13 protein-coding genes and 1 tRNA gene are annotated in these 12743 nt (G+C 45.6%); 1 reads left to right on the top strand and 13 read right to left on the bottom strand.

Annotated features, from left to right (window positions below; genetic code table 11):
- Positions 1-12: 12 nt before the first annotated feature.
- The 10 genes from YH65_RS00575 to YH65_RS00520 form a co-directional block, all read right to left on the bottom strand.
- Positions 13-357 (bottom strand): hypothetical protein, encoded by a 345-nt coding sequence (locus tag YH65_RS00575; RefSeq protein WP_012083980.1) that lies wholly within the window; start codon positions 355-357, stop codon positions 13-15.
- A 21-nt stretch (positions 358-378) separates the two neighbouring features.
- Entirely contained in the window at positions 379-2076 is a 1698-nt protein-coding gene (gene argS, locus YH65_RS00570) for an arginine--tRNA ligase (RefSeq protein ID WP_046550175.1), read from the bottom strand.
- Positions 2077-2177: 101 nt separating this feature from the next.
- Positions 2178-2405, bottom strand: a complete 228-nt coding sequence (locus tag YH65_RS00565) for a twin-arginine translocase TatA/TatE family subunit (protein WP_046550174.1) — start codon at positions 2403-2405, stop codon at positions 2178-2180.
- A 98-nt stretch (positions 2406-2503) separates the two neighbouring features.
- Entirely contained in the window at positions 2504-3115 is a 612-nt protein-coding gene (gmk, locus tag YH65_RS00560) for a guanylate kinase (RefSeq protein WP_084721984.1), read from the bottom strand.
- Positions 3115-3993, bottom strand: a complete 879-nt coding sequence (locus YH65_RS11150; RefSeq protein ID WP_052746032.1) for a hypothetical protein — start codon at positions 3991-3993, stop codon at positions 3115-3117. The genes gmk and YH65_RS11150 overlap by 1 nt, the downstream gene beginning before the upstream one ends.
- A gap of 195 nt (positions 3994-4188) precedes the next feature.
- A tRNA-Arg gene (locus tag YH65_RS00540) sits at positions 4189-4265 on the bottom strand.
- Between the two features lie 38 nt (positions 4266-4303).
- Positions 4304-5005, bottom strand: a complete 702-nt coding sequence (locus YH65_RS00535; protein ID WP_046550169.1) for a uracil-DNA glycosylase family protein — start codon at positions 5003-5005, stop codon at positions 4304-4306.
- The gene (locus tag YH65_RS00530) at positions 4995-5315 is read right to left on the bottom strand and encodes a response regulator transcription factor (protein WP_046550168.1); all 321 of its coding nucleotides are present in this window, start codon (positions 5313-5315) and stop codon (positions 4995-4997) included. The genes YH65_RS00535 and YH65_RS00530 overlap by 11 nt, the downstream gene beginning before the upstream one ends.
- Positions 5316-6206, bottom strand: coding sequence for a menaquinone biosynthesis prenyltransferase MqnP (gene mqnP / locus YH65_RS00525; protein ID WP_046550167.1), 891 nt, complete (start codon positions 6204-6206; stop codon positions 5316-5318).
- Positions 6207-6222: 16 nt separating this feature from the next.
- The gene (locus tag YH65_RS00520; RefSeq protein WP_046550166.1) at positions 6223-6780 is read right to left on the bottom strand and encodes a CDP-alcohol phosphatidyltransferase family protein; all 558 of its coding nucleotides are present in this window, start codon (positions 6778-6780) and stop codon (positions 6223-6225) included.
- Positions 6781-6857: 77 nt separating this feature from the next.
- Here YH65_RS00520 and miaA point away from each other — a divergent pair, with 77 nt between their 5' ends.
- Entirely contained in the window at positions 6858-7754 is an 897-nt protein-coding gene (gene miaA / locus YH65_RS00515; protein ID WP_046550165.1) for a tRNA (adenosine(37)-N6)-dimethylallyltransferase MiaA, read from the top strand.
- 58 nt (positions 7755-7812) lie between these two features.
- Here miaA and nuoN read toward each other — a convergent pair whose 3' ends face one another.
- Genes nuoN through nuoL form a run of 3 tightly spaced genes read right to left on the bottom strand, consistent with a single transcriptional unit; the run spans position 7813 to position 12742 of the window.
- Positions 7813-9303 (bottom strand): NADH-quinone oxidoreductase subunit NuoN, encoded by a 1491-nt coding sequence (nuoN, locus tag YH65_RS00510; protein WP_046550164.1) that lies wholly within the window; start codon positions 9301-9303, stop codon positions 7813-7815.
- Positions 9303-10835, bottom strand: coding sequence for an NADH-quinone oxidoreductase subunit M (locus YH65_RS00505; protein WP_046550163.1), 1533 nt, complete (start codon positions 10833-10835; stop codon positions 9303-9305). Before YH65_RS00505 ends, nuoN begins: the two co-directional genes overlap by 1 nt.
- An 11-nt stretch (positions 10836-10846) precedes the next feature.
- A complete protein-coding gene (nuoL, locus tag YH65_RS00500) occupies positions 10847-12742 on the bottom strand; it encodes an NADH-quinone oxidoreductase subunit L (protein WP_046550162.1) in 1896 nt (631 codons plus the stop codon).
- Position 12743: the final 1 nt, after the last annotated feature.

The following is a 12743-nucleotide window of genomic DNA, read 5'->3' as shown; positions in this document are numbered from 1 at the left end:
TGGCATTTCCAATTAGAATATCTGTCTCCAGATATCTTCATAACGCGACCCGCCTATCAGAGAGAATAGCACGAAAGAGAGAGGCACGATCAGGGGAGAGAAGATGACCCACCAGATATACCGGTCTCGGAGGATATAATACATTATGCCTCCCCAGGAAAAGAAACCCAACACAATATTCAGTATTTTTAGGGGGAAGATGGCTATGGAGACACGGAAACCGACCCACAGGATATAAAGCATCACACTAAAGCTCACTACAGAAATAAAAAGTTTTTTTACATTCCTGTTTCTGTTGTATTTGACAATGATCATGACAAATGTTGCCAGGATCGCCAGTATGATCACTGCTTTCATTTTCTATCCTTTAAAGATTCCTTAGAGTTTATCTACTACCTCAATACCAAGTATATCCAAGCCCTGCTTAATGGTTTTTGCCGTCATATCCGCCAATGCGAGACGTGACTGTTTCGTTGCTTCATCAACGCCTTCTTTCAAGATGGGGTTCTGTTCGTAGAAACGCATAAAGAGTGTGACCAGTTCATACAGGTAAGTCGTGATCTGGTTGGGAGCGGCATCTTCCGCTGCTCTCTCAAGTACCTCTTCAAAACGAAGCAGCATCACACTCAAACGGTGCTCAAGCACATCGGTGATAACGATATCACCTTTGATCTCACCCCCGTAACGTCTGAAGATACTCTGTATACGTGCATAGGCATACTGCATATAAAGAGAGGTATTTCCCTCAAATGACAGCATCTTGTCCCAGTTGAAGATATAGTTCGATTCACGGTTGATGGAGAGGTCGGCATACTTCACCGCACCGATACCGATAGTCTTTGCCAGTTTTTCCACCTCTTCTTCCGAATAGTCATCTTTCTCTTTAATGGCCGCTTTGGCTTTGACCACCGCTTCATCCAAAAGGTCGATGAGCTTTACAGTTCCACCGTCACGTGTTTTGAACGGTTTGCCGCCTTTGTCCATCATGGTACCGAAAGCAACATGTTCAAGTTTGACATCTTCGGGTACAAAACCGGACATTTTGGCTACTTTGAAAATCTGCTTGAAGTGCTCACCCTGTCTGGCATCCACCACATAGGAGATACGTTTGGCACCCAGTATATTGGCTCTGTAGCGCAAGGCCGCAAGATCGGTCGTCGCGTAGAGGTACCCGCCATCTCCTTTCTGGACGATCACAGGGATTTCATCTTCCTCAAAAAAGACACATTGTGCCCCTTCACTCTCTCTCAGCCTGCCCTCTTTTGCAAGATCCGCTACCACTTCAGGAAGGTCTTCATTGTAAAAACTTTCTGCTTTGACATCTTCGCGTGTCAGCCTGACACAGAGCTTGTCATACACTTCTTCACAGTGCCCCAGGGAGATATCGATGAATTTCTGCCAGAGATTCAGACAGTGTTCGTCCCCGCTCTGGATCTTGACAACATATTCTCTTGCCTTATCGGCAAAAGCTTCATCCTCGTCAAAACGCTTCTTGGCATCCTTGTAAAACTGCTCCAGGTCTTTCAGGCTGCCTGAACCGTCTTCTCCCCTCTCTTCGAGATAGGCAATGAGCATACCGAACTGCGTTCCCCAGTCACCGATGTGGTTCTGGCGGATCACCTCATCACCAAGGAATTCCAGAAGATTCGCCAGTGTATCCCCGATGATCGTGGAACGCAGATGCCCTACATGCATCTGTTTTGCCATGTTCGGCCCGGAATAATCGACGACCACTTTGATGGGATTACTTGTCTTCTCGATACCCAGTCTCTCGTCGGCACGCGCTTTTTCACAAGCCTGTGCCACCCATGTATCATTCAGCCAGAGATTGATAAACCCGGGCCCTGCGATCTCCGCTTTGGCCACGATACCTGAAAAATCAAGATGCCCCATGATCTCAGAGGCGATCTCTCTCGGGTTCTTCCTCAGTTTTTTGGAAAGCGCCATGGCACCATTGAACTGATAGTCTCCAAATTCCGGCTTGGTCGCTTCCGAGACAGAAATGGGTTCCGCATCGATACCTGCTTTGTCAAAAGCTGCTTTGATGACTTTGTTAACTTCTTCTTTTAACTTCATAATAATTTCCGTAAATAGTGTGGGGTTGTAGATAGGTCAAGCAATAGATACTTGAGGGGAGATATCTGAACGCTCAGCACTGAATGCCAAGCGTTTTTTTATTAAGCGTTTTCGCTTTTTTTCTCTTCAGCCGCTGATTCGACTTTCGGCTCTTCTTTTTTGGTGATCTCTTTCACTTCTTCCTCTTCATCATCTTCTTTGATGGCTTTTTTGAAGTCTTTGATACCCTTACCCATTCCTTTTGCAAGGTCTGGAATTTTTTTCGCTCCGAATAGAAGTACGACGATCGCCAAAACGATCAACAACTCCGGCATACTTGGCATACCCATAGTTCATCCTTTATCTGCACCAAGGGTGCAATATTAAAATTTGAATAATTATACTTAAATTAGTTTAAGGGAACCTCTAATCATAGGTTCCCTTCATCTTATCCCAGCCACCGCTGTATGAATTTCTCCTCATCTTCCCTGCTCTGCTTGAGCCTCGCCGCTTTTGCGACAATAATGAATTTCTGTGCCGCCTCTTCCACTGTATCGTTTATGATCGTAAAATCATACTCGCCGACCGCACGGATCTCCTCTTTTGCATTCGCAATACGTCTGAGGATCACCTCTTCATCATCCGTACAGCGTGCCCGTAGCCTTGTTTCAAGTTCTTTCAGCGTAGGCGGCGTAATAAAGGCGGAAGTGGTGATATCGTCCATCTTCGCACGTACCAACCGGTGCCCCTGTATATCGATATCGAAAATGACCAACTTCCCCTGCTCCAGTGCCTGGTTAACCGGTTTGAGGGATGTACCGTAGTAATTGCCATGTACCTGGGCATACTCCAGAAAATTTCCCGCTTTGATGTCTTCTTCGAATTCCTTTTTACTGACAAAGAAATAGTCCACACCGTCCTGTTCCCCCATACGGGGGTCCCTTGTCGTCGTGGAAATGGAGAAATAATACTCCCCTATCTCATCGGATGCCGCATTGATGATCGTACTCTTACCTGCTCCGCTTGGGCCTGATAGAACCAGTATCGCGCCTTTCTGCATCAGTCTTGATCCTTTAGTTTCAATTTTACTTCGATCTCTTTGCCTTTGAGCAGTTTTTTTATTTTTTTGGGTTTGAGCTTTAAAAGTTCATCGGTAAACGCTTTCTGTATGGCAGCGAACTCATCTTTGCTGAAAGGCCCTGTCTCTACCCTTTTTTTCTTCTTTTTGGATTTTTTGCCGGTACCCAACGCCTCAACGATCTCCCCTTCCTCAACGATCTCCAGTCCATCCGCAATCAGTTGTGCCTTGATTGCGTTTACCTTTCGCTGTTCGACCACTTCATCCGGTAGTTCTTCTTCGGTCGGGAGGCTCTCCTCTTCTTCCTCCATATCTAACAGATTCTTGATCTTTTCGATCTCTTTACTGTCAAGAATATGCGGACTCTCAGGAAGAATCTCTTTTTTTGCCTCTTCCTGCGCCTCCTCCAACTCTTCTTCGATCTCTCCGCTTGAAAGCGGAAAGATCGATGGAACCTCATTCCCTTCAACTTCTCCGACAGGAATATCCTCTTCATTCTCCAAAGGAAAGATCACCGGTTCTTCCTCAACCTCCTGCTTCTCTTCCCTTACCTCTACACTCTGCATGACTTCCAGGATCTGAGAAGGAAGAAAAGGCTTTTTAAGTGTCATATCAAAACCATGAACACTCTCCTGCCCATAAGAGATAAATACCTTTTTCCCCATACTGCGATGATTTTCGATGAATTCTCTGACAGCGTCGGCATAAGAAGCATCATCCACAAAGGCCAGATCGTAGTCCTTATACTCTTCTATATCTTTAATATCCTTCACTTCATCCAGTTCAATATGCTCGTCACGTGTACACAAAGCAAAAAGCCTGGAGACAACAGGATTAAAATTGATAAGTAGGATTTTCACAGCAGGGACTCCAAAAAGTATAATAGTTTATTCTTATTGTAATATAATTTTGGTTATTTTCTGTATAAAGCCTGTGCAACACGGAAAGAAGCACGCTTCTTCTTAGTTGTGTGCAGATTTTGCTTGCTTTAAAGGAGGCGTACATCAGGTACGTCGAGTTTAAACAAGTGAAAGATGGATACAAATAAGAAGAAGTGGTACGCCCATCAGGATTCGAACCTGAGACCTTCGGTACCGCAAACCGATGCTCTATCCAGCTGAGCTATGAGCGCACATACATTGTAAGAGCAGAATTTTACCCAAAAAAACTTTATTTATCAAGTAGTCTCATCGGACCGAAAAGTGTCAGTGCTTTGGGATTGCTGATGAAAGTGTGGTTATAGGGATGTTCCAGCTCGATCGTTTCAAAGTTTTCAAGCGGTAAATGTTTTTGAAGCTCTTTGGCATGGGTTCCGAAAAGAATGAGCTTTGGCTGTTGGGCTTCAAGGGAAAGCAGGAGGCTCTGTACGAAAGGTCTCCAGGCTTTGACATGTTTTGTAGAGCTTTTTTTATCCGTAAAGATGAGTGCCGTGTTGAGAAGCAGTACGCCGTTCTTTTCAAAATTGATCCTGAGCTCTTTGACGGAGGAAATGAGCGGTGTTTTGTCAATAGCAGAAATAGCATCCTGGGAAAGGTCCTCCAGTATCAGGTCACCCCGGGCAACCAAAGCCATTTTGATGAAGTTACGCAGGCTTGTCGCACGATTCACCTCTTTGCTTAACCCTGTATCGGAGAATATCTCTTTTACCTTTGCATCGATGAAAGCATAGCCGCTGGCACTCTCTTTCCGGGGGTAGGGATCCTGACCGAAAAGGATATATTTTACCTTCTCCCTGGGCAGTGTCTTGAAGGCATTCAGGTAGTTTTCTCTGTTCGGGATATACCCGCTGTCTTTTTCAAGAAAAGAGCGATACGCCTCCTCAAGTTCTCCATACGCCTCCTGAAGAATCTTCTCCCAGCTGTTAGACGGCATGGTCTTTTTTGATCTTGTCGAATTTGATGATGAGCTCTATCTTGCTGATAGGGATACCGAGTTCATCAGCAATCTCTTCCCTGCTCTTCCCCTCTGCCAAAAGAGCCATTACTTCGTCATGCGCCGAAAGGTTCTCGATGACATCCTTGACTGCTACACGTGAAGCCTGAAGATTCTGTATCGTCGTATCTTTGACTTCCAGAATCTCCTGCAGCACCTTTTTCTCTTTCTTCAATTTGCTGTTCACAGTCAAAAGATAGAATACGATCAAAACCAGTGCAGCAATGATCCCTATTTCCATAGTACCCATTTATATTACCTCCAGGATGATAAAAAACAGAAAGACAAACCCCAGATACCCGTTCACGGTAAAAAAAGCCCTGTCGATCTTTGTAAAGTCTTTGTTGACAAGATAGTGCTCATATGTCAACATGACCGCAGCGAACAGTACCGCTGTCCCTGCCCAGATACCCAGATTCGCATTCACGATGAACAGAGCCCAGAAAAAGACGGCCAGTATATGAAATACTCTGGCGATCAGCATTGTTTTCTCTGCCCCCAACTTTGAAGGAATAGAGTGCAGATCGTTGGCTTTGTCGAATGCCATATCCTGCAGAGAATAGAGCAGATCGAAACCTGCTACCCAGAACATCACACCAACCGCGAGATAGACCGACCAAAGCGTGATCTCCCCGGAGACGGCCACCACACCTGCGATGGGTGCCAGGCCGAGGCTCACACCGAGTATGAGATGTGCCAGTGCAGAGAAACGTTTAAAGACGGTATAGGCTCCCAGTACCATCAGAATCGGTACAGAGAGTTCGAAAGCAAGTGCATTGATGAGATAGGCAACGCCGATAAAAATCAAGGCATTGATAACAATGAAAAGCAGCATCTGCCCGGTGGAAACCCGGCCGTCAACCGAAGGTCTGTTCTTTGTCCTTGGATTGAGTATGTCAATATCTCTGTCAAGATAGCGGTTGACACCCATAGCAAAGTTACGGGCACTCACCGCTGCCACTGTTCCGAGAAACAACAGTTTCCAGCCGAACCATCCCGACCCGCTGTCCAGATAGGAGGCGACCAGCATGGCAATAAAGATGAACGGTAGTGAGAACACGGAGTGCTTGAGCATCACCAGTTCGGAAAAATCATTCAGTTTTTCAAAAAAAACATTTCTTTTCAACTCTTCACTCTTCATTCTTCACTCTTCACTTTCATGGGTGTGGTATTTTCAACTGGCTGTTCAGTGACCAGGCGATCCCCACGACCAGCAGGGTAATTATGAAAACACTGGGTACGATATGGTAACTGAATAGCAGATAGAGTACCCAGAGCAGTATGGCACCAAGCGGTGTCGGCACACCTTCAAAATACTTTGCTACTTCACCTGCATCCACTTTCAGGTTGAATTCTACCAGTCTGCGCAGCCCCAGAATAATATAGGCAATGAAAACCAGCCCAACGATCAGTTCTTCCCATCCGCTCGTAAAACTGCCCTTCAATGAATAGAACAGCAGGAACGGCGGCATGACGACAAAAGAGATAAAATCGGCAAAGCTGTCCAATTGTATTCCGAATTCGGTCGAGAGCTCATATTTGCGCGCCAGCTTACCATCGATGATATCGCAGGCCCCTGCGATCCATGCCAGGATGATCGCTGTGAAAAAATCTTCCTTGACAATGAAATAAATGGCAATAACGCCCAGTGAAACATTCAAATAAGTCACTATATTGGCGATATTAAAACGATTATGCTTATCGAACAGATCCATGCACTCTCCAAGATATTAGTTTACAATTTTACCCTCTTCGTACTTAACACTTAGCCGTAACTTGTTATCATTGTAGAATGAATCATACTATCAGGCAACTTGCCCTTATCGGTCCTACAGCTTCAGGAAAGACCGCACTTGCCATCAAAGCAGCACAGGTTCTTGATGCCTACATTCTTTCCATCGACTCACTTTCAATATACAAAGAGATAAATATCGTCTCGGCCAAACCCACGATAGCGGAACGGCAGGGTGTCAAGCACTATGGCATTGACTTCATTGCACCAAATGAAGATTTTGATGTAACCACTTTCATTCGACTCTACGAAGATGTCCATGCCAGAGCAATGGCTGACAACAAGAACCTTGTGATCGTTGGAGGAACGAGTTTCTATCTCAAGATGCTTATGGAGGGTATCAGCAAACTTCCAAAGATATCGGAAGAGACAAAAAGAAGAACAACCGAAGCCATCAAAGATCTCCCAAAGAGTTATGAATGGCTCTCTACTCTTGACCTTGACTATATGCAGAAGATCTCATCAAGAGATCCTTACCGTATTGAAAAAGCACTGGATATCTATTTCGAAACAGGAATGACCCCTACAGAGTACTTCAAAACGTTCCCACCCAAACCTACCATACAGTCAGAACTACCCATATATCAGATCGAGACAGACAGGGAATTACTCAGAAAACGTATCGCACTGCGTACCCAAATAATGCTGGAAGACGGACTGATCGATGAGATATGTATGCTGGAAGAGAAATACACAAGAGCACCCAACTGTATGAAAGCCATTGGTATCAAGGAAACGCTTGCCTATCTGGACGGTATCTACGACAGAGAAATGCTCAAAGAGAAGATCACTGTCAATACAGCCCGACTGGCCAAACGTCAGACGACATTTAATAATTCTCAGTTCGATAATGTAATAAAAGGAAGTGTTTTGGAGTTGGAGGAAAAGTTATTGTAAGGTGCGTATCTACGCACCTCAAAATAGATAAGGTGGGTGAACCCACCCTACGCGTTTTTTAATATCCGGACGCAGATATCATATAATAGATATAGGATACAAGCGGTTGGACATAGAAGATTGCTGCAATTGTAGCTACTGCCGCAAACCCTACTACCACCATCAATGGCTTGGAAAGGTTATAGTAGACTGTATCGACATCTTTTACCGGATCTTTGAGGAACATATAAACCACAAGTTTCAGGTAATAGTATGCTGCAATAGCCGAGTTCAGACCCATCACGATTGCCAGCCAGACATACCCGGAGTTGACCGCTGCCTGCATGACATAGATCTTACCCCAGAATATAGAGAATGGCGGTACACCTGCCAATGAAAGCATGAAGATCGCCATGATCACTGCACCCATCGGCATGATCTTGATGAATCCTGCAAATTTCTCGTAGGGATGATCAAATCTGGCATTGAATCTTCTGCTCTTGTGACGTGACATCCAAAGCATCGTAAATGCCCCAAGGTTGGTGAACATAAAGAGTCCGTAGTAGAAGAATATCGCTGTCGTACCCTCTGTCGTGTCAAGTGCCAATGCCGCGATAATGAAACCGGCATGGGAGATGGATGAGTATGCAAGCATACGCTTAACATCTTCCTGTACCAGGGCCATTAGGTTCGACAGTGTCATGGTAAGGACTGCAAGTACCAGAATGACCACTCTGACCCACTCGACACCCAGATCGATATACATACCGAAAATTCTTATAGAGACGACAAATGCCGCTACTTTTGGTACTACGGACATATATCCTGCCAATGGAGCAGAGGCGCCCTCATAGACATCCGGTGCCCATGTATGGAACGGGAAGAGAGAGAGTTTGAAGGCAAACGCGACCAAAAGGAGGACGGAAGATCCAAAGATCGCGATCATCAGACCGGTCTCACCCATACGTACTGCAAGTACTTCTGCTACTCTGTAAAGTTCGATCGATCCTGTCAAAGCATAGATCACAGCTGAACCCATAGCAAAGAAGGCTGCAGCCAAGGCACCCATGGTAAAGTACTTCACGGCCGCTTCATAGGAGTTGCTTCTGTTATGCAGTGCAATAAGCGTATAAAGTGAAAGGGATGCCGTTTCAAGACCTACGAAAATCAGAATCAGGTTGTCACTTGCCACCATGAACTGGAATCCTGCAACCATAAAGAGGAAGAGTGCAAAGAACTCCGGATAGGAGTACTCGTGGAAACGCTTCGAGGTCAGTGCCAATGGTGTGAAGATGATCGAAGCTACGATAATCAAAAGCTGGGAAACGATGGAGACCCCATCTATCAGCATCACATCGAAGAAACCGCGTACATTGACATTGAGGCCGAGTGTTGCACCAAAATCGATCACCAGGATCAATATGGTCAACATCACATACAGTGACTTGTGAAGGTTCTTGTTGATAAGGTCAAGTATCAAAATGATCAAACCGCCGGCAATCGCGATGAGCATAGGTGCAAGCGTAATGAGATTAAGACTTTCCATACTTACATTAATAGGCTGTAACATTACTTAACCTCCCTTCCATTAGTTGATTCAGGCACTTTGATCATATCTTTTGCCTCCTGCGTTATCGCTTTTTCATCCATGAACGTCAACATCGCTTTGACAGAATTGTCGATCGGTGCAAGTATCGGTTTGGGATAGACACCCAGCCATACTACGATCAGTACCAATGGTACCAGTGACCATGTCTCTTTACTGTTAAGGTCTTTCAGTGATTTGTTCTCTTCGTTGGTCACCGGACCGAAAAAACTGCTTTTATAGACTGAGAGCATGTAGATCGCACCGATGATGATGGATGTCCCTGCCAATACTGTCAGCACAGGTGAAACCTGATAGAAACCGAGAAGAACAAGGAATTCACCGACGAATCCGATCGTCAACGGCAATCCAACAGAAGCCATCAGCATGATCCCGAAGATCACGGCATACTTTGGCATCACAGATGCCAAGCCGCCAAATTCGCTCATCAGCTTTGTATGTCTTCTGTCATAGATCACACCTACAAGCATGAACAGTGCACCCGACACGATACCGTGTGAGAGCATCTGGAACACAGAACCGCTGATACCTTCTGCGTTCATCGCAAATATACCGAGCATGATAATACCCATGTGTGAAACAGATGAGTATGCAATGACCTGTTTCATATCTTTCTGTGCATATGCCACCATCGCTGTATATATGATCATGATAATAGAAAGTGCTGCGATAGGCATGATCGAAAGTACAGATGCATCAGGGAACATTGGAAGTGAGAACCTCACAAAACCGTAGGTACCCATCTTCAAAAGTACTGCTGCAAGGATGACAGAACCGATGGTCGGCGCTTGACCATGCGCATACGGCAACCAGGTGTGGAACGGGAACATCGGTACTTTAATCGCAAAACCGACGAAGAAGGCTGCAAAGAGCCAAAGTTGGTAATTGACCGGAAGTACCAATGCGTACCAGTCAGTGATCGCAAAGCTCCATACCCCTGTCAGGTTATGGTACACGTACGCTACGAAAAGCATACCTACCAGCATGATCAGTGACCCCGTGAAGGTGTAGAGGAAGAACTTCACCGCCGCATAGACTCTGAGAGGCCCACCCCAGGCACCGATGATATAAAGCATCGGTACAAGTGACAGCTCCCAGAAGAGGTAGAATATGATCGCATCGAGTGCAACGAATACACCGACCATTGTCATCTCAAGGAAAAGGAGTGTGATGATCATATTTTTGATATTCTCCGTGATACTCATACTCATCATACCGATCAGCGTCATCAATGTTGCCATCAGGATAATGAAGAGAGAGATACCATCCACTCCAAGATAGTAAGAGATACCGAAATCAGGAATAATAGGGATCAGCTCAACGAACTGCATCCCAGCATTCGCCGTATCGAAGCTGAACCACAGCCAAACAGAGAGAAGGAACTCGATAGCTGCTACGGTGATACCGTACGCTCTCGCACTGTCCTTATCTACAACAAATCCCAACAATCCAGCGATCGCAGGAAAAAACACCAATATACTTAAAATATTTTCCATCTATCTTCTCCTTACACAAACATCGCTGAAATAACTGCGACTACCAAGAGTAACACAGCACCGACAGCCATCCAATTCAGATAGTTCGAAAGGTTACCAGTCTGCATCTTTCTTGAACTGTCACCACTCTTATAAAGGAACTTGGCAATACCGTCAACGCTGGCATCCACTATCTTCATATCCACATCTTTCCACATCATTTCCGAAAGCATTGCATACGGTTTTGTAATGACTGCTTCGTAGAGGTTCGGAATATAGTACTGGTTGGCAAGCAGTTTGTAGATGAAGCTGTTCTCAAGCTTCTCATCTCTTACAAGTCCTTTGTAATATTTCTTATACGCCAGTACGATACCGCCTACGGCAAAGACAAGAACGATCAATCCAAGGACCAGTGCCAGGTGATGCGTATGCTCACTCATATGATAGTCAGGCAGCAGTTTGGTCACGAAGTGTTCGAAACCTCCCATAAAGAAACCTGCGATCACCGCAAGAATAGCCAACGGAGACATTGCGATCAGTACAAATTTGTACATTTCATGCGGATGAATTCCGTATTTCTTATATCTCTCATCACCCTCAAAAGTCAGGAAGACCTGTCTAAAGCTATAGAAGGCTGTCATACCCGCTGTGACGACAAGGACAGCCCACAAAAAGAGTGTCCCCTCATTAAATGCCGTTTCGATAATGGCATCTTTGGAGAAGAAACCTGCAAAGAACGGGATACCCGCCAATGCCAATGAAGCGACACCCATATAGATATAAGTCCACTTCATCGTCTTTTTCAATCCACCCATCTTGAAGATGTCCAGTTCGTCATGCATCGCGTGCATAACGTTACCTGCCCCCAGGAAGAGCAGGGCTTTGAAGAAGGCGTGTGCTGCAAGGTGGAACAGTGCGATCCAATATGCACCGAGGCCTGCCGCTGCGAACATATAGCCAAGCTGTGAAAGCGTGGAGAAGGCGATAATTCGCTTCAAGTCTCTGTTGACCAATGCCATAGAAGCTGCGAAGATCGCGACGAAAGTACCCAATGCCGCGATAAAATAACTTACTTCCGGCGTCATGGAAAAGAGCGGGTTCGCTCTGATCACAAGGAAAACACCGGCCGTTACCATGGTTGCTGCGTGGATCAGTGCAGAGACCGGCGTAGGACCTTCCATCGCATCTGTTAACCAGGTGTGGAGCGGAAACTGTGCCGATTTACCCATTGCACCGATAAAGAGTGCGATCGCTGCCGCGTTCAGTACCGAACCGCTCAGATCAGGAAGTGCTGCAAATACGACATCATACTGCAGGCTGCCTACATTCCAATAAACGATGAAGAGCCCTATCAACATACCAAGGTCGGCGATACGGTTCATGATGAACGCTTCATTTGCTGCCCATGATGGGGAGATAGAAGGGTTCTCTTCTCTGGAAACGTCTTCTTTATGGTACCAGAAACCGATCAGCAACCATGAACAGACGCCCACACCTTCCCATCCGATAAAGAGTCCGGCAAAGTTGTCTGACATGACAAGAATCATCATGGAGAAAACGAATGCTGACAGGTATGAGAAGAATCTGTTGAAACTTTTGTCATGGTCCATATACCCAATAGAGTAGATATGAACGACCGTTGATACCAGTGTAACAACCGTCATCATGGTCACGGAGACTTGGTCAACCACGAAGCCGAACGGGATATGCAGGTCACCCGCGGAGATCCAGTCCATCATCGTAACATGTACTGGCATGCCTGTCGTTGCCACATAAAATGCCAATATGGCAGAGGCCAGGAATGAGGTAAAGAGCAGCAGTGATGCCACAACACCGACAAAGGTCTGTTTCGGGCTCATTCCGAAGAGCGCAGCGAACATTGAACTTACAAACGGAGCAAACAATGCTATATATACTAAAGTTTCCATC

It is taken from the genome of Sulfurovum lithotrophicum, assembly GCF_000987835.1.
In the GTDB taxonomy this organism is placed as follows: domain Bacteria; phylum Campylobacterota; class Campylobacteria; order Campylobacterales; family Sulfurovaceae; genus Sulfurovum; species Sulfurovum lithotrophicum.
The sequence above is the reverse complement of the archived record's forward strand: the minus strand, read 5'-3'. Positions and strand labels throughout refer to the sequence as shown.